The following is a 16,860-nucleotide window of genomic DNA, read 5'->3' on the forward strand; positions in this document are numbered from 1 at the left end:
CTTCTCCTTTCTGCTCGGACCCCGACCATGTATCAGCCGCTTGTATTCATCGACGGTGACCAAGGCACCACCGGCCTGCAGATCCATGCCCGCCTGCAAGGACGCCAGGACCTGCGTCTGCTGACCCTGGGCGAAGCGCAGCGCAAGGATCCGCGGCACCGCGCCGAGGCCATCAACAGCGCCGACATTGCCCTGCTCTGCCTGCCCGATGCCGCCGCGCGCGAGGCCGTGGCCTCGATACGCAACCCAGCGGTGCGTGTCATCGACGCCAGCTCCGCCCATCGCACCGCCCCAGGTTGGGTATACGGCCTGCCCGAGCTGGACGAGCGACAATCCACGCGCATCGCCCAGGCCCGGCGGGTCACCAATCCCGGCTGCTACCCGACCGGCGCCATTGCCCTGCTGCGCCCACTCATCAAGGCCGGGTTGCTGCCCGATGACTATCCCCTGGCGATCCACGCGATCTCGGGCTACTCCGGCGGAGGGCGGACGGCGGTCGAGCATCATGAACGGGCCGCCGCGAGCAATCTGGCCGCGCTGCAGCTGTACGGCCTGGAGCTGGCCCACAAGCATGTCCCCGAGATCGAGCGGCATGCCGGTCTGGGCCAGCGCCCGGTCTTTGTGCCGGGGTATGGCGACTACCGCCAGGGCATCGTTCTGAGCATCGCGCTGCACCTGCGCCTGCTGCCGACAGGGGTCACCGCCGAGCATCTGCAAGCCTGTCTGGAACAGCATTATCAAGGCGCCCGACATGTTCAGGTCGCGCCCCTGCACACGCACGGGCCAGCCGCTCCCCTGAACCCCGAGGCATTGAACGACAGCAACGACCTGCGCCTGGCGCTGTATGCCAATGCAGAGCATGGACAAGTGCTGTTGACCGCGGTGTTCGATAATCTCGGCAAGGGCGCTTCCGGTGCCGCGGTGCAGAACCTCGAGCTGATGCTGGGCGCCTTGCGGGCGGGCAGCCTCGCGGAGAAAAACGGGTAGACTGTACGGCCCGCGTCGTTCCGGCGCGGGCTGCATCAACCAGCCGGAGTCCGTCCACCGATGTTCATCCTCAGCCGCCTCGACAGCGTGCCGCCTGAATCCTTCCAGAACCAGATCCGTCAGTTGGTGATCGACCATGTCAGCGAGCTGAGCAGCGTCGCCATCACCTCGGACAATCCCTTGTATCCGCTCTATCAGTACGGCGTGGGTCTTGAAGTGCATCGCTACCTGCAAGCCCTGAACGGCATGCAAGGGCTGGCGGTGGAACTGCTGCTGGCACTGGACGCCGATGCGCCGGATCAGCTCCAGGGTTTCGCGCTGTCACTGCCCGCCCAGGACGATGATCAGACCTGTGCCCTGGCCTTCCTCGCGGTCGCGCCGCAGTATCGCCGCCAAGGTATCGCTCGCGCCATGCTCGCCGACGTGCGGGCCCGGCACCCGCGCGTCGAACTCGACAGCTTCGTCAGCCAGGTACCGTGGTTCGAGGCGATGGGCCTGCAGGTGGTAGCCGCCAAGGGACCACAAGTATTGCTGAGCAGCACGGGCCAGCCGAGCGGCGCGCTGATAGGACGTCTCGACATTGCGTCGATCTACCAGACGGTCGAAGTGCGGCAAATCCATGCCTATCTGCTCAAGCAGCACGGCGAAGAGGCCATGATCGAAGCGGAGAAACAGCGGGATCGACGGCTGGACCAACTGGCCTGGCAAGCCGAGGATTTCGTGCGCCAGCGTCGAACGGTCCATTGACCAGGCGCGGATGCCGGTCGGGTGACCGGTATCCGGCAGCGCTGTCAGGCATGCACCCAGCGGCGATGAATGCCCCGCGCCACGGCATCGAGCATGAACCCGAGCACACCGATCAGCAGGACCATGGCCATCAGTTCCGAATAGGCCAGACGGTCGCGGGTGTCGAGGATGAAGTAGCCGAGGCCTTCGCTGACCCCGAGCATTTCGCATGGCACCAGGACGATCCAGAGGATGCCGATGGCCAGGCGCACGCCTGTCAGCACATGGCCGATCACCCCGGGCAAAATGATCTTGCGCAGCGTCTCCCAGCGGGTGGCACTGAGGCTGCGCGACAGTTGCAGCCAGCGCGGGTCGAGCTGACGCACACCCGCCGCCGTATTGAGCAGGATCGGCCAGAGCGCCGCGAAGGCCAGGAGGAAGTAGATGGGCTGATCGCCAACGCCCATCAGCATCACCACCACCGGCATCCACGACAACGGCGAGATCATCCGCAGGAACTGGAAAGCCGGCGTGGTGGCGGCCTCCAGGCGGCGATAGCTACCCACCAGCAGGCCCAGGGGTACGCCGATCAGCAGTGCCAGCAGCAAACCGACCAGGATGCGCTTGAGGCTGACCCAGGCATGCCCGTAGACCTCGCCCTGCCCGAGCAGCTCGACCAGGCTGGCCAGGGTCGCCTCGGGCGAGAAGCGCTCTGCGAGACCTCCGGCCTCGCCGAACAGGCGCACGCCCAGCCACCACAGCAGCAGCAACCCGAGCAGACCGATCAGGCCCAGCCCCCCATGAACGATATGCCGACGCATCAGACCGCGAACTCCTCACGACGCTCATAGCTGTCCGCCAGGCCGAACGCCGACAGCCCTCCCGCCGCCTCGATGCTGTTGCGCACGAAACGATCGTCGACCAGGTCACGCGCGACGTGGGCCGGATCGAGCGCGGCGAGAAAGCTCTTGTCGCCTTCGATCAGGGTGTCCTTCAAGCGGCGCACCAGCTCCTCGGTATAGCTGGGGAACGGGTACGGCTGGAAGTCGATGCGCTGCTCGTCCCATTGCCGATGGCGGATGGCGCCGCTCTGCACGTAGGCATCGCGGTCCCCCGGCGCCGGCGCCAGGACCTTGCTCAAGACCTGGGGAGTATGCGGGGTGTACCGGTTCGGACCCGCCTTGGACAACAGCGCCGCGGCTTCCGCGCGGTGGTCGCGGGTCCATAGCTGGGCCTTGACGATGGCGTTGACGACCTTCTGCGACCATTCGGGACGATTGTCGAGATCGTGCTCGTGCATGAACACCACGCAGCACGCATGGTTGCGCCAGACGTCACCGGTGAAGCGCTGCACGCGCCCGACCTTGAGGTCTTCGGCCAGTGCATTGAAGGGTTCGGCGACGATGTAGCCGGCGATGCGCTTGCTGGCCAGGGCCGGTGGCATATCCGAAGGAGGCAGCACCAGCAGGTTGACCTCGTTGGCCGCCACGGCCGCGTTGGCCGGCCTGGACACCGGCTGCAGGCCCTTGTCGCGGAACATCTGCTGCACGACCACGTTGTGGATCGAATACCAGAACGGAATGGCAACGGTCTTGCCGCCCAGTTGCGTGATATCCGTGATGTCCGACGCCACGGTCAGGCCGGAGCCGCCGACATGGTTCCAGGCCACTACCTTGGCCGGGACCTTGCTGCCGTAGCGAGCCCAGACCGTCATTGGCGAGAGCAGGTGAATGACGTTGACCTGTCCGGAAATGAACGCCTCCACCACTTGCGCCCAACTGCGCAGCATGACTGGCCGCTCGGCCTTGATGCCCTCGGCCTCGAACAGGCCATTGTTATGCGCCACCAGCAAGGGCGCGGCATCGGTGATCGGCAGGTAGCCGATGCGTACCGGCGCGTCCGGCTCGGCGGCGGCGCGAGCCTGCAGGCTGCTCAACAGCGGCACGGCACCCGCGGCGGTGAGCATGGCGCCGAGCTTGAGGAAATCGCGACGCGATGAAGAAGAACAGCAGTCATCCATGCACATGGACAGTCTCCGATGACAACGACAAGGAAGTAGGCGTAGAGCCAGGGTCGGCGGGACGGCTCGCCCGCCGCAGGGTTTTCAGGATTTCGACGCGCAGCGCCCCGAGCTCCTCGATCCGCTGGGCACGAGGCTGTGGCAGGTCGATATGCCATTGCCCGAGGGTGTGCGCCGGATGGCCACCCAGTAACAGCACCCGGTCCGACAGCAGCAGCGCTTCGTCGATATCGTGGGTGATCAGCACCGCCGCGGTACCGTGGGTCTCGATCAGCTGCAGCAGCAACTGCTGCATGTCCGCACGAGTCACCTCGTCCAATGCTCCGAAAGGCTCGTCGAGCAGCAACACCTCGGGCTGGCGCGCCAGGCAGCGGGCAAGCGCGGTGCGCTGCGCCATGCCACCGGAAAGTTGCGCGGGGTAGCGCTGGCGCGCATCGGCCAGGCCGACGGCATCGATGGCGTGATCGACCCGTGCCTTGCGCTCGGCGGCGGGCAGCCTGGGCTGGCGCGCGAAATCGAGGCCGAACGCAACGTTCTTCTCCAGGCTGAGCCAAGGCAGCAGGCTCGGGTCCTGGAAGGCGACCGCCAGGCGTGGGTGCGGACCGTTCAGCGCCTCCCCGTGCAGCATCACGCTGCCGGCTCGTGCCGTTTGCAGCCCGGCCAGCACGCGCAGCAAGCTGGACTTGCCGACACCACTGGGGCCAAGGATGCTGACGACTTCTCCGGCGGCAAGCTTCAGGTCGAAGTGCTCCAGCACCTGCTGCCAGCCCCCCTGGCGCGCGTAGCCCAGACTGATCTGCCGGGCCTCGAGTACCTCGGCGCTCATGCAGCAGCTGCCTGGCGGTGCAGTTCGGCACGCAGCTGGACCAGGCTCGGCGTGACGATCGGCACGAACGCCGATTCGCGCCAGCGGCGAGCGAAGCCTTCGCCATAGGCGGTGAGGTAGGCCTTGCCGCCGCTGGCCTGCAACTCCATCTGCACCGCGTCGGCGGCACTTTCGGCCAAGGTGATGCGCAGCTTGAACAATGCCGCCGGCTGCTTGATGAAACGGCCATCCATCAAGCCATGCTTGAGTTCGCGAACGGTATTCTCCAGGCGCTCACCAAGCACTTGACGCGCTTCCTCAAGGAACGAGGCCTGGCCTTGCAGGTGCCACTGCACTTCATCCAGGGCGCGGCGGGCCAGACCGATGGCCAGGCCGCATTGCAAGCCCAGGAAGGCCGGACGCACCGAGGGAAGGAACTCACGAGCGTTTTCGTGCAGCAGCCATTCCCTGCCCAGCGCTACCTGATCGAAGGCCAGGGCGGCGGTGTTGCTCGATTGCAGACCCATCAATTGCAGGTCCTCGGAACGCTCCAGCCCAGGGCTGGTGGACGGAATCGCCATGATGAACGGTGAGCCACCCTCTTCGTGCTCGATAGCCGCCGCAACCACGAAACCGCTCTTGCGCAGGTTGGTTACCCAATGCAGGCGGCCTTCGAGAGTCCAGCCGGTGTCTTCCGGTCGGCCCCGTATCTGCAGGGCCTCGATGCCGGAGAGGTACTTCATGGCATTGGACAGCCCGGTAGCACCCGCCAGCTCCCCGCACAGCAGGTCGGGCAGGAGCCGCTCACGCAGTGCCTGATTGGGACTTTGCAGCAGGTACTCGATGAATGCGCGCTGGCCCCAGCAGACAAAGGCGGCTGCCACCGAGTGGCTGGCAATGGCGGCAATGGCCTCGACCGCGTCGCCGACCTGGCCTCCCGAGCCGCCCAACTCGTAGTCGATGCCGATGCGCAGCAGGCGTGATCGGGCGATTTGCGCCAGGACAAGGTGCGGGTCGCACTGGCCTTGGTCGATTGCCTCGGCATTGGCATCCAGCCATTGTCGAAATGCAGAATCAAGCATGTTCCTACTCCTTAGAAAAACGCCGACAGAGCCGACACCAGGTGCCGATCAGGTCGAAGGCTGCCAGCGGTACTTGCCCAGTTCGTCATTGAGTGGCGTTTGGGCGAATACATTAGCAAAGTTGCACAAGGTTGCCAGGCTCACGCCGAGAATCACTTCCAGCGCGTTGCCTTCACTGTACCCGGCCTCACGGAAGGCGCCGTAGGTGGCCTCACTGACGTCACCGCGGGTAGCGATCACTTGCCGGGTGAATTCGGCCAGGGCCTCGTAGCGTGCATCCGGCAGCTCGCCACGCGCGCGAAGCGCGTCCACGACCTCCTGAGGCAGCTTGGCCTTGTTCAGGGCCACGGCGGTATGCCCGGCGACACAGAAATCACAGCCATGGCGGGTAGCTGCGATCAACTGGACTACCTCGCGGTCGGCCAGGCTCAGGTCGGACTTGCCGTTGAGCGCAGACACCGTGACATAGGTTTCCAACGCGGCCGGCGCATTGGCCAGCACACCGAGCAGGTTGGGAATGAAGCCGGAATTCTTCTGGGCATTCTCCAGGAAGGGACGTGCTGCTTCCGGGGCGCTCTGGAGAGTGTGTAGAGTAACGCGCGACATGGAGTGGACTCCTTGATGTGTGTTCATACAGTCTGTTGGTTATAAGAAGTACCATCCATATTCATCAGTCGTCATTCCTTGCTCGCGAGTCTTTCCATTAGATGATTTCTGCCAGCCCCCTCGTTGATTGGTTATTAGCACGCCTGGACATGGACGCCAGCCTGTTCCACGTGGGGCGGTATTGCGGAGGGTGGCATGCCAGCACCGAAGGCATGGGCCGCGCCAGTTTTCATCTGGTGGTTCAAGGCAGTTGCTGGCTGCATGTCGATGGCCACCCAGACGCGATATGTCTGGAAAGCGGTGACGCGGTGTTCCTGCTACGCGATCTGGGCTACCGCTTGTCCAGCGCCCAGGATCCGCTGGACGCCTGCGCCCAGCCACGACGGCCGATGGAGCCGCTGGAGGCGACGGCCAGTGATGGTGTCGGGCTGGTGTGCGGATTCTTCGATTTTCACTGCGGCCTGTCTTCGCTGATCGTCGAGGGGCTGGGCGACTGGATCATCCTGCGCGCGGGCGATCCGGCCGTCAGCGCGGCGCGGGCCTTGTTCGAACTGATCCTGGAAGAGTGCCGGCGAAGCCCTGCCCCTTCCCAGAACATGCTGGAACGGCTGACCCACCTGCTTTTCCTTTATGTCCTGCGTCAGCATGTGGGCGAGCAACCCGACCTGCGCGGGCTCATAGCGCTGGCCAGGCACGCTGCCTTCGCCCCGCTGCTGGAGCGACTGATCGAGCAGCCGGATCAGCCCTGGACGCTTGAGAGCATGGCGGCCTGTACCGGCGTTTCGCGCTCGGCCTTCTTCAAGCGCTTCAACGAGACCGCCGGCCTGTCTCCTGGCCAGGTCTTGCTGGCCGTGCGCATGCGCCATGCCTGCCAATTGCTGCGCGCCGGTACTACGGTGGAGCGCGCGGGCGCGGCGGCGGGGTATCAGTCGGTGGCGGCCTTCACCCGGGCGTTTGCCAAGGCCGTCGGCGTACAGCCCGGTGCCTACAGAAAAGCGATGGCACCACACGCCTAGCGAAAACCGTTCCGAGCGAGGCAGACCGTCTTGCGCGCAAGAACGACGCGGACACATGGGACGACTGGCGAGCCGTGATGTCAACATGGCATCATCCTGAAAAAAGGGTGAGGACTACACACAAACCGCAGCGCATCGAGATGCCTGGCGCCGTATCGGCACCGTCCATACCATCCATGCACTTGGCGCCTGCATGTCTTCGTCAAGGAATATTCCATGCAGTTACGGAACATGAAGATCGGCAAACGTGCGGCTAGCGTATTCACGCTGCTAGGGGGGCTGGTGCTGGTCATGGGTCTGCTTTCACTGTTCGAGACACGCAAGATGGACAGTGCGACGGACGAGATTCGTGTCACCTGGATGCCGGCGGTCATCGCGCTGGGGGACATCAGCGGCAATCTCGGGCGGGCACGCGCATTGACCCTGCGCAGCGTGGTCGTCGATGACCCAGACGAACGGGCAAGCAGCCTTTCGGCGGTCGAGAAGCTCAGCCAGCAATTGCAGGCCGATCTACAGGCTTATCAGGACACCATCATCGCGGCCGATGATCGCGCGTTGTTCGAGCGCTTCACCGCTGCCCGGCAACGCTACCTAGACCTGCAGCAACGGGTGCTTGCCGATGCCGCCGCCGGCAGACTCGACGAGGCCAAGCGCCAGATCGCCGGCCCGCTGACGGAACATGCCGATGCCATGGTGACGGCCCTGAACGCGCTGATCGCCTACAACAGCCAAGGTGCGCAGGCGGCGTCGCAGCGCAGCAGCGACGTGGCGGACGAATCCTTCCTGATCATGATCGTCGCCCTGCTGGTGATCGTGGCCGTCCTTGCCGCCATCGCCACCCTGCTCACCCGCAGCATCGTCATTCCCCTGGCGGATGCCGTGGCAGTGGCCGAGCGCGTGGCGACCGGCGATCTGACCCGGGACATCTCGGTCGTAGGCCGTGACGAACCGGCCGCGTTGCTGAGCGCGCTGGCCGCCATGCAGCAAAGCTTGCGCGATACCCTGCGCAGGATCTCTGCCTCTTCCGACCAGCTGGCGTCCGCCTCGGAAGAACTGCACACGGTGACCGAAGACACCAGTCGCGGCCTGCATCAGCAAAGCGCGGAAATCGACCAGGCCGCCACGGCGGTCAACCAGATGACCGCCGCCGTGGAGGAAGTTGCCAACAACGCCGTCAGCACCGCCGACGCCTCCAAGGGCGCCGATCAGACCACCCAGGACGGCCGCCAGCAGGTCAACCTGGCCTTGGCGTCGATCCAGCACCTGGTCGATGATGTCACCGGTACCTCCCAGGAAATCGAGCAGCTGGCCAACAGCGCCAGCGAGATCAGCCGCGTGCTTGACGTGATCGGCAGCATCGCCGGGCAGACCAATCTATTGGCGCTCAACGCCGCCATCGAAGCCGCTCGCGCGGGGGAAGCCGGACGCGGTTTTGCCGTGGTGGCCGACGAAGTTCGCGCGCTGGCCCACCGCACCCAGCAATCCACGCAAGAGATCGAGCAGATGGTCACCGGTATCCAGTCCGGCACCGAACGCGCGGTCAGCGCCATGCACAGCAGCCAGGGCCGCGCCAACGGCACGCTGGAAGTGGCGCAGGCCGCGGGGCACGCTCTGGAAGTCATCGCCGGGGCGATTGCCTCGATCAACCAGCGCAACCTGGTGATCGCCAGTGCGTCGGAGCAGCAGGCTCAGGTCGCTCGTGAGGTGGACCGCAACCTGGTGAATATCCGGGACCTGGCCATGCAGACCTCGGCCGGTGCCCACCAGACCAGCGCCGCGGCCCAGGATCTGTCGCGCCTGGCGGTGGATTTGAACGGGATGGTGGCGCAGTTCAAGGTTTGATGGAGGGCGCTTGGAGTGAATTGCTCGAGAGCGTGCCATGGCCGCTCGGTGCAGGCCGTGGAATTTTCAGCGCCTTGAGATCAAGCGCCGCCCGCGCGGCGTTTCGCGGGGTGCAGGCCGTGGAATTTTCAGCGCTCTTGAGATCGAGCGCCGCCCGCGCGGCGCTTCGCGGGGGGCAGGCCGTGGAATTTTCAGCGCCCTTGAGATCGAGCGCCGCCCGCGCGGCGCTTCGCGGGGTGCCTGTCATGGCACTTTCAGCGCCCTTGAGATCGAGCGCCGCCCGCGCGGCGCTTCGCGGGGTGCCTGTCATGGCACTTTCAGCGCTCTTGAGATCGAGCGCCGCCCGCGCGGCGCTTCGCGGGGGGCCTGTCATGGCATTTTCAGCGTCCTTGAGATCGAGCGCCGCCCGCGCGGCGCTTCGCGAGTAAACTCGCTCCCACATTTGTTGCAACGCGCCATGGCCTGTGAGAGAGGGGTTGTCAGCCTTGGTGAAGGGCTGAAGATTGCATGAGGGCTCTTGCTGGCAACCTCAATATCAAGTCTTACAAACCAAGGCTAAGAGCTCGGTCTGTCAGGCCATGGCGCGTTGCAACAAATGTGGGAGCGAGTTTACTCGCGAAGCGCCGCGCGGGCGGCGCTCGATCTCAAGGGCACTGAAGATCCAACGGCATGCCCCTAACGGCCATTACACACTCTCAAACCAACCTTTCGCTCGCTCAAAAAAAAGGGGCCATCGCATGGCCCCATTTTTTATCGCGCAACCGCTGCCATCAGCGATTGATGGTTATGGCCTCAGCCAGCTTTTGCGCTTGCCCGCGCGTAGCCAGGCAGTAGTACAACGGGCAAGTGACCAACAAGCCGAACAGCCATGACAGGTCGGCACCCTCGACCAGGTTCGAGTAAGGACCGACATACAGCGCCGTGTTGGCAAAAGGCAGCTGCACCAGGATGCCGCAGGCATAGGCAATGATCGCGTGGTAGTTGAAACGACCGTAGATACCGCCATCGGCACTGAAGATCGAGTCGATGTCGTACTTACCCTTCTTGATCAGATAGAAGTCGATGAGGTTGATCGAGGCCCATGGCACCAGCACCAGCAACAACGCAAGGATCAGACCGATGAACTGGCCGATGAAGTCGGCCGAAGCATTCAAGGCGGTCATGCCACAGCAGAGCAGGATCACCGAGGCGAGGATTACCCGCACCTTGACGCTCGGCGACCATTGCGCGGCGAAGGTCTGGATGGCAGTCACGATGGACAGCACGGCGCCATACAGGTTGAGGGCGTTGTGGCTGATGATGTTGAGCAGGAACAGCACCATCAGGATCGGACCCAACCAACCTGTGGCCTGCTTGACGGCCATCATGGCATCGGTGCCTTCCGGCACGGCCAGCACGGCGATCGCGCCGAAGCTGAAGCACAGGATGGTGCCCAGGGTGGCGCCGAAGTAGGTCGCCCAGAACGGCTTGGCGATACCGATTTCGCGAGGCAGGTAACGCGAGTAGTCCGAGGTATAAGGAGAGAAGCTGATCTGCCAGATGACGCCAAGCGACACCGTGGCGATAAACCCGGACAGGTTGAATGCGCCACGGGTATAGAACTCGGCGGGCAGGTCCTGGGCGAAGATCATGACGAAACCGGCCAGCAGCGCGGAGCCCATGACCCAGGTGCCGATGCGGTTCAGGCTATGGATGAAGCGGTAACCGATCACGCCGATGGCCGTGGCGCTCAACGCGCCGATGATGATGGCTGTCGGCATCGGTACGCTCGGCGCGATGCCATGGATCGACTTGCCCGCCAGGACGATGTTGGAAATGAAGAAGCCCACGTAGATCAACGCGGTGAAGAAGACGATCAGCAAGGCGCCGTAGCGACCGAACTGCCCACGACTCTGCACCATTTGCGGAATGCCCAGCTGCGGTCCCTGCGCAGAGGCCAGGGCGATGACCACGCCCCCCAGCAAATGACCCACCACGATAGCGATCAGTCCCCAGAGCAGGTTCAGGTTGAACACCTGGACCACCATGGCGCCGGTAACGATGGGCAGAGGCGCGATGTTGGTACTGAACCAGAGGGTGAACAGGTCGCGCGCCTTCCCATGGCGCTCTGCGGGTGGAACATAATCGACCGTGTGATTTTCGACAAACTGGTGCTGCGACGACGATTGGGACATAGGAATTCAGCTCGAAAGGGTCGTTTTTATCTTTGTAGGAAACCGCTCAAGGCGGCCTCTCAGCTGAAGACCATATTATGGTATTCCAGATTTTTGACAATACTGATCTGTGTTTTGAATCAGCCTCTGATCCGCTTTTTAACAGGCCCCGGCATGCGCTCTTGTCTGCCGAAGCCAATGAATACGGGACCTTCAGCCGCTCATCGCTTGGTGGAAGCACAAGAAAATTCCGCTTGCAAAATAGGTATTACGGTATACCATCAGACACATCAACGATAAAAATGCGGACCACCGCTGCCCCACCCGAGGACGACGCCATGATCGACGCAACTGTCTACAAGAACGTTATGGGCTCCTTCCCGTCCGGCGTTACGGTGATCACTACCCTGGATGACGATGGCTCGATCGTCGGCCTGACCGCGAGCGCCTTCAGTTCCCTCTCCATGGACCCGCCGCTGGTACTGTTCTGCCCCAACTACAGCTCCGACTCCTACCCGGTACTGATCCGCAACAAGCGTTTCGCCATCCACCTGCTCTCCGGCGATCAACAGGCGGAAGCCTACGCCTTCGCCCGTAAGGGCAAGGACAAGGCCGCGGGGATCGAGTGGACCTTGAGCGAGCTGGGCAATCCGCTGTTGGCCAATGCCACGGCGATCATCGAATGCGAATTGTGGCGCGAGTACGAAGGTGGCGATCACGCCATCATGGTCGGCGCGGTGCAGAACCTGATCGTTCCGCAGGAAGCGCCACGGCCGATGATCTATTGTCGCGGCAAGATGGCCAGCCTGCCCGCCTTCGCCTGACCCTATTCTTGAGACGGGTGCAGGGCGCTCGTCGAGACACCAGACGCCTGGCCCGCCCAGGCGCCATCTTTCAGATCCGAGGAATGCCCCATGAAATTTTCGTTGTTCGTGCACATGGAACGTTGGGATGAACAGGTCAGCCATCGTCAGCTGTTCGAAGACCTGACCGAACTGACCCTGATGGCCGAGAACGGCGGTTTCAGTACCGTGTGGATCGGCGAACATCACGCCATGGAATACACCATCTCGCCGAGCCCGATGCCCCTGCTGGCCTACCTGGCCGCGCGCACCGACAAGATCCGCCTGGGTGCCGGCACCATCATCGCGCCGTTCTGGAATCCGATTCGTGTCGCAGGCGAATGCGCCCTGCTCGACGTGATCAGCAACGGTCGCATGGAAGTGGGCCTGGCCCGCGGCGCCTATCAGTTCGAGTTCGATCGCATGGCCAATGGCATGCCCGCCTCCGATGGCGGCAAGGCCTTGCGCGAGATGGTCCCGGCCGTGCGCGCACTGTGGCAGGGCGACTACGCCCATGAGGGCGAGGTGTACAAGTTCCCGACGTCCACCAGCGTGCCCAAGCCAGTGCAGGACGGCATGCCACCGATGTGGATCGCCGCGCGCGACCCGGATTCGCACAACTTCGCGGTGAAGAACGGCTGCAACGTCATGGTCACCCCGCTGATGAAGGGCGACGAAGAAGTGCTGGACCTGAAGAACAAGTTCCAGGCCGCTCTGGACAACAACCCCGAAGTGCCGCGTCCGCAGCTGATGGTCCTGCGCCACACCCACGTGCACAGCCCGTCCGAGCCGGAAGGCTGGAAGGTCGGCGCCCAGGCCATTTCGCGCTTCTACCGCACCTTCGATGCCTGGTTCGGCAACAAGACCACCCCGAACAACGGCTTCCTCGCACCGAGCCCGGAAGAAAAATTCGCCGAGCGTCCGGAGTTCGCGCTGGAGAACATTCGCAAGAACACCATGATCGGCACCCCGGAAGAAATCATCGCGCGCATCAAGTACTACCAGGAACTGGGCGTCGACGAATTCAGCTTCTGGTGTGACAACAGCTTGCCGCATGCCGAGAAGAAGAAATCGCTGGAGCTGTTCATCAAGGAAGTGGTACCGGCGTTCGCCTGATTCGCGTGACCTGAAGTCTTGCGGGAAAAAGCCCGCTCGCGCATGCCCCTGTGGCGTGAGCGAGCGGGCTTTTTTGTTGAGTCCAGAGGGTAGATAGCCACCTGCAACCGGTGGAGGGATAAATCTTCGTGGAGCTGTCTCGGCAGTGATGAGCAAAAGCACCTGTATAGCCCAATGCCAACCAGGCAAGGAAAAGTCATCAGGTTTGATTGCTAGCTCTCTTGTTCGGCCTCCGAATTATGCAGTGACGCTGATGACCCATCGCGGGACAAGCCCGCTCCCCACCGGGGTGTGGTGTTCCCGGGGTGCAGCGTGCCAGGTGCGAGCGGGCTTGTTCCGCGACAAACCATCAGCGTCACTGAAGATTCCAGAAGCCGAAGGCTAAACATAGCAACTTGAACCAACCGCCTTCTCTCGACTGACCAGCATTACCCGCACAACCGCACCTTTCGTCCCCTGCACCAAGAAATTTTCCGGCACCTCTTGCACAACAAATATTATGGTATACCATCAGACAACAAGCCCTAATAACCTCCACAGGAGCCGTCCATGAGTTTCGAAATCCGCAAGATCGTCACCTACTCCGAAGAAACCCGCATCGAAGGTGGCAAGGCTACCGACAAGCCGGTGACCATGGTCGGTCTGGCCGTGGTGATCAAGAACCCATGGGCTGGCCGCGGCTTCGTCGAAGACCTCAAGCCCGAGATCCGCGCCAATTGCTCCGAACTGGGTGCGCTGATGGTCGAGCGCCTGACCGCAGCCATCGGCGGCGCCGACAAGATCGAAGCCTATGGCAAGGCTGCCGTGGTGGGCGCCGACGGGGAAATCGAACACGCCTCCGCGGTCATCCATACCCTGCGTTTCGGCAACCACTACCGTGAAGCGGTTCAGGCCAAGAGCTACCTGAGCTTCACCAACAAGCGCGGCGGCCCGGGCACCTCGATCCAGATCCCGATGATGCAGAAGGACGACGAGGGCCTGCGCTCCCACTACATCACCCTGGAAATGCAGATCGAAGACGCGCCGCGCGCCGACGAGATCGTCGTGGTCCTGGGCGCCGCCGACGGTGGCCGCCTGCACCCGCGCATCGGCAACCGCTACATCGATCTGGAAGAACTGGCTGCAGAAAAAGCTCAATAACAATAACCAGACGGGCCGGGGCGTGCCTGTTGGACTGCAAGGTCGATTCGAGCACTCCCGTGTGAGTGCGAGAGCAGCCACGCTAGCGCCATGACGAGTCGTAGCATCCCTGCGGCATGTCAGAGCAGTGCAGCGTGGCCGCAACGGGTGCCCTGGAGCGCCCGTATCGTCACAGCCACAACCGCCACGCCCGACCTTCAAGGAGCGCCCTCCATGATTCAGCCTGTCGCTGAACGTACACCCGCCGGGACCAGCTACCTGGCACTCGGCCAGGGCCAACCCGTGGTGCTGATCCACGGCGTCGGTCTGAACAAGGAAATGTGGGGCGGACAATTCGTCGGCCTGGCCAACGACTATCGCGTCATCGCCTACGACATGCTCGGCCATGGCAAGAGCCCGCTCCCCGATGTCGGTACCGACCTGCAAGGCTATGCCGCGCAGCTGGCGGAATTGCTCGACCACCTGCAGATCCCGCAAGCCACGGTCATCGGCTTCTCCATGGGTGGCCTGGTCGCCCGTGCCTTCGCCCTGCACTACCCGCAACGCATCTCGGCGCTGGTCGTGCTCAACAGCGTGTTCAACCGCACGCCAGAGCAGAGCGCCGGCGTTATCGCGCGCGCCGCCCAGGCAGCGGAACTGGGCCCCGACGCCAACGTCGATGCGGCACTGGAGCGTTGGTTCAGCCGCGAGTACAAGGCTGCCAACCCGGCCCAGGTCGCCGCCATTCGGCAGACCCTGGCAAGTAACGACCCGCAGGGCTACCACACCACCTATTCATTGTTCGCCACACAGGACATGTATCGGGCCGATGACCTGGGCAGCATCCAGGTACCGGCGCTGATCGCCACCGGTGAACTCGACCTGGGCTCCACCCCGACCATGACCCGCCAGCTCGCCGCGCGTATTCCCGGCGCGCAGAGCGTGGTCCTCGCCGAGCAACGGCACATGATGCCGGTGGAAGCGCCGCGGGAAGTCAACAGGATGCTCCTGGACTTCCTCAGCCACGCCCGTACCCTCTCCGATTCTGCCAAGGGGATTGTTGCATGACACTCGTTAGTTTCCAGATGTGCATCGACGGCCAATGGTGCGATGCGCAAAGCGGCAAGACCTTCGACAGTCTCGACCCTGCCACCGCCAAGGTCTGGGCCCAACTGCCCGATGCCGACGAGGCGGACGTCGAGCTGGCCGTTCAGGCCGCCCAGCGCGCCTTCGACAATCCGGCCTGGCGCGGCCTCACCGCCACAGCTCGCGGCAAGCTGCTGCGACGCCTGGGTGACCTGATCGCCGACAACAAGGAACACCTGGCCCAGCTGGAAAGCCGCGACAACGGCAAGCTGATCCGCGAAACCCGCGGCCAGGTCGGCTATCTGCCGGAATTCTTCCACTACACCGCAGGCCTGGCCGACAAGCTCGAAGGCGGCACCTTGCCGCTGGACAAGCCTGACCTCTTCGCCTACACCGTGCACGAGCCGATCGGCGTGGTCGCCGGGATCATTCCCTGGAACAGCCCGCTGTACCTGACCGCGATCAAGCTGGCACCGGCGCTGGCCGCCGGCAACACCATCGTCCTCAAGCCGTCCGAGCACGCTTCGGCGACCATCCTCGAGCTGGGACGCCTGGCCTTGGAAGCCGGCTTCCCGCCGGGTGTGGTCAACGTGGTGACCGGCTACGGCCCAAGCACGGGAGCGGCACTTACCCGCCATCCCCTGGTGCGCAAGATCGCCTTCACCGGCGGCGCCGCCACCGCTCGCCACGTGGTTCGCAGCAGCGCCGAGAACTTCGCCAAGCTGTCTCTGGAGCTGGGCGGCAAGTCGCCGAACATCATTTTCGCCGACGCCGACCTGGACAGCGCCATCAATGGCGCCGTCGCCGGTATCTACGCGGCCTCCGGGCAGAGCTGCGTGGCCGGTTCGCGCCTGCTGGTGCAGGACGAGATCTTCGACGAGTTCGTCGAGCGCCTGGTGGCGCGTGCCAAGCGCATCCGGATCGGCAGTCCGCAGGATGAACAGAGCGAGATGGGCCCGATGGCCACCGCGCAACAGCTGGCCGTGGTCGAGAACCTGGTGGCTGCCGCCAAGGCCGAGGGTGCCAAGCTGCACCTGGGTGGCAAACGCGCCGAGGTCGAGGGTGAAGGCTGGTTCTACGAGCCGACCCTGTTCGAATGCGACAGCAACTCGATGACCATCATGCAGGAAGAGGTGTTCGGCCCGGTCGCTTCGGTCATCCGCTTCAAGACCGAAGAAGAAGCCCTGGCCATCGCCAACGACTCGCAGTTCGGCCTTGCCGCCGGGATCTGGACCCGCGACCTGGGCCGCGCCCACCGTCTGGCGCGCGACGTGCGCTCGGGTATCATCTGGGTCAATACCTATCGCGCCGTGTCGGCCATGGCGCCGATCGGTGGCTTCAAGAACAGCGGCTATGGCCGCGAGAGCGGCATCGATTCGGTGCTCGCCTATACCGAGCTGAAGACCGTGTGGATCAATCTTTCCACCGCGCCGATGCCCGATCCCTTCGTGATGCGTTGA

Annotated in this window: 16 protein-coding genes; 9 read left to right on the forward strand and 7 right to left on the reverse strand. The window is 63.7% G+C overall.

Annotated elements, in window-relative coordinates; translation table 11 throughout:
* Positions 1–27 precede the first annotated feature (27 nt).
* Positions 28–987: an N-acetyl-gamma-glutamyl-phosphate reductase gene (gene argC, locus G7009_RS25685; protein ID WP_181133038.1), complete on the forward strand. Its 960-nt coding sequence runs from the start codon at positions 28–30 to the stop codon at positions 985–987.
* Positions 988–1,047: 60 nt separating this feature from the next.
* The gene (locus G7009_RS25690) at positions 1,048–1,734 is read left to right on the forward strand and encodes a GNAT family N-acetyltransferase (protein ID WP_181133040.1); all 687 of its coding nucleotides are present in this window, start codon (positions 1,048–1,050) and stop codon (positions 1,732–1,734) included.
* Positions 1,735–1,778: 44 nt separating this feature from the next.
* Here the strand turns inward: G7009_RS25690 and G7009_RS25695 are convergent, their stop codons facing one another.
* From G7009_RS25695 to G7009_RS25715, 5 genes are read right to left on the reverse strand one after another with little or no spacing between them, the layout of a single operon-like run.
* Entirely contained in the window at positions 1,779–2,534 is a 756-nt protein-coding gene (locus G7009_RS25695) for an ABC transporter permease (RefSeq protein WP_181133042.1), read from the reverse strand.
* Positions 2,534–3,739, reverse strand: a complete 1,206-nt coding sequence (locus G7009_RS25700; protein WP_181133044.1) for an ABC transporter substrate-binding protein — start codon at positions 3,737–3,739, stop codon at positions 2,534–2,536. Before G7009_RS25700 ends, G7009_RS25695 begins: the two co-directional genes overlap by 1 nt.
* A complete protein-coding gene (locus G7009_RS25705) occupies positions 3,726–4,559 on the reverse strand; it encodes an ABC transporter ATP-binding protein (RefSeq protein ID WP_181133046.1) in 834 nt (277 codons plus the stop codon). Before G7009_RS25705 ends, G7009_RS25700 begins: the two co-directional genes overlap by 14 nt.
* Positions 4,556–5,620, reverse strand: coding sequence for an acyl-CoA dehydrogenase family protein (locus G7009_RS25710; protein ID WP_181133048.1), 1,065 nt, complete (start codon positions 5,618–5,620; stop codon positions 4,556–4,558). The genes G7009_RS25705 and G7009_RS25710 overlap by 4 nt, the downstream gene beginning before the upstream one ends.
* Positions 5,621–5,668: 48 nt before the next feature.
* A complete protein-coding gene (locus G7009_RS25715) occupies positions 5,669–6,226 on the reverse strand; it encodes a carboxymuconolactone decarboxylase family protein (protein ID WP_181133050.1) in 558 nt (185 codons plus the stop codon).
* 101 nt (positions 6,227–6,327) lie between these two features.
* On the opposite strand from G7009_RS25715, the gene G7009_RS25720 reads away from it, so the two are divergent.
* Both G7009_RS25720 and G7009_RS25725 read left to right on the forward strand, forming a co-directional pair.
* On the forward strand, positions 6,328–7,242 hold the full coding sequence (locus tag G7009_RS25720; protein ID WP_181133052.1) for an AraC family transcriptional regulator: 915 nt from the start codon (positions 6,328–6,330) through the stop codon (positions 7,240–7,242).
* A gap of 231 nt (positions 7,243–7,473) precedes the next feature.
* Entirely contained in the window at positions 7,474–9,084 is a 1,611-nt protein-coding gene (locus G7009_RS25725) for a methyl-accepting chemotaxis protein (RefSeq protein WP_445677198.1), read from the forward strand.
* Here the strand turns inward: G7009_RS25725 and G7009_RS25730 are convergent.
* On the reverse strand, positions 9,074–9,535 hold the full coding sequence (locus G7009_RS25730; protein WP_181133056.1) for a hypothetical protein: 462 nt from the start codon (positions 9,533–9,535) through the stop codon (positions 9,074–9,076). The two genes, G7009_RS25725 and G7009_RS25730, sit on opposite strands and share 11 nt — an antisense overlap.
* 319 nt (positions 9,536–9,854) lie before the next feature.
* Positions 9,855–11,258: a purine-cytosine permease family protein gene (locus G7009_RS25735; RefSeq protein ID WP_181133058.1), complete on the reverse strand. Its 1,404-nt coding sequence runs from the start codon at positions 11,256–11,258 to the stop codon at positions 9,855–9,857.
* 317 nt (positions 11,259–11,575) lie between these two features.
* Between G7009_RS25735 and G7009_RS25740 the strand changes: the two genes are divergently transcribed.
* The 5 genes from G7009_RS25740 to G7009_RS25760 all read left to right on the forward strand — a co-directional run bounded on the left by G7009_RS25740 (position 11,576) and on the right by G7009_RS25760 (position 16,860).
* Complete coding sequence (locus tag G7009_RS25740; protein ID WP_181133060.1) at positions 11,576–12,061, forward strand: flavin reductase family protein; 486 nt, start codon at positions 11,576–11,578, stop codon at positions 12,059–12,061.
* Between the two features lie 90 nt (positions 12,062–12,151).
* Positions 12,152–13,195 (forward strand): LLM class flavin-dependent oxidoreductase, encoded by a 1,044-nt coding sequence (locus tag G7009_RS25745; RefSeq protein ID WP_181133062.1) that lies wholly within the window; start codon positions 12,152–12,154, stop codon positions 13,193–13,195.
* Positions 13,196–13,744: 549 nt separating this feature from the next.
* Positions 13,745–14,335, forward strand: coding sequence for an amino acid synthesis family protein (locus G7009_RS25750; protein ID WP_181133064.1), 591 nt, complete (start codon positions 13,745–13,747; stop codon positions 14,333–14,335).
* Between the two features lie 213 nt (positions 14,336–14,548).
* Positions 14,549–15,382 carry an alpha/beta fold hydrolase gene (locus tag G7009_RS25755; protein WP_181133066.1) on the forward strand — a complete coding sequence of 278 codons (834 nt, stop codon included), beginning with the start codon at positions 14,549–14,551 and terminating at the stop codon, positions 15,380–15,382.
* Positions 15,379–16,860: an aldehyde dehydrogenase gene (locus G7009_RS25760; protein ID WP_181133068.1), complete on the forward strand. Its 1,482-nt coding sequence runs from the start codon at positions 15,379–15,381 to the stop codon at positions 16,858–16,860. The genes G7009_RS25755 and G7009_RS25760 overlap by 4 nt, the downstream gene beginning before the upstream one ends.

Origin of the sequence: Pseudomonas capeferrum (assembly GCF_013523055.1) — a bacterium.
Taxonomy (GTDB): Bacteria; Pseudomonadota; Gammaproteobacteria; order Pseudomonadales; family Pseudomonadaceae; genus Aquipseudomonas; species Aquipseudomonas capeferrum_A.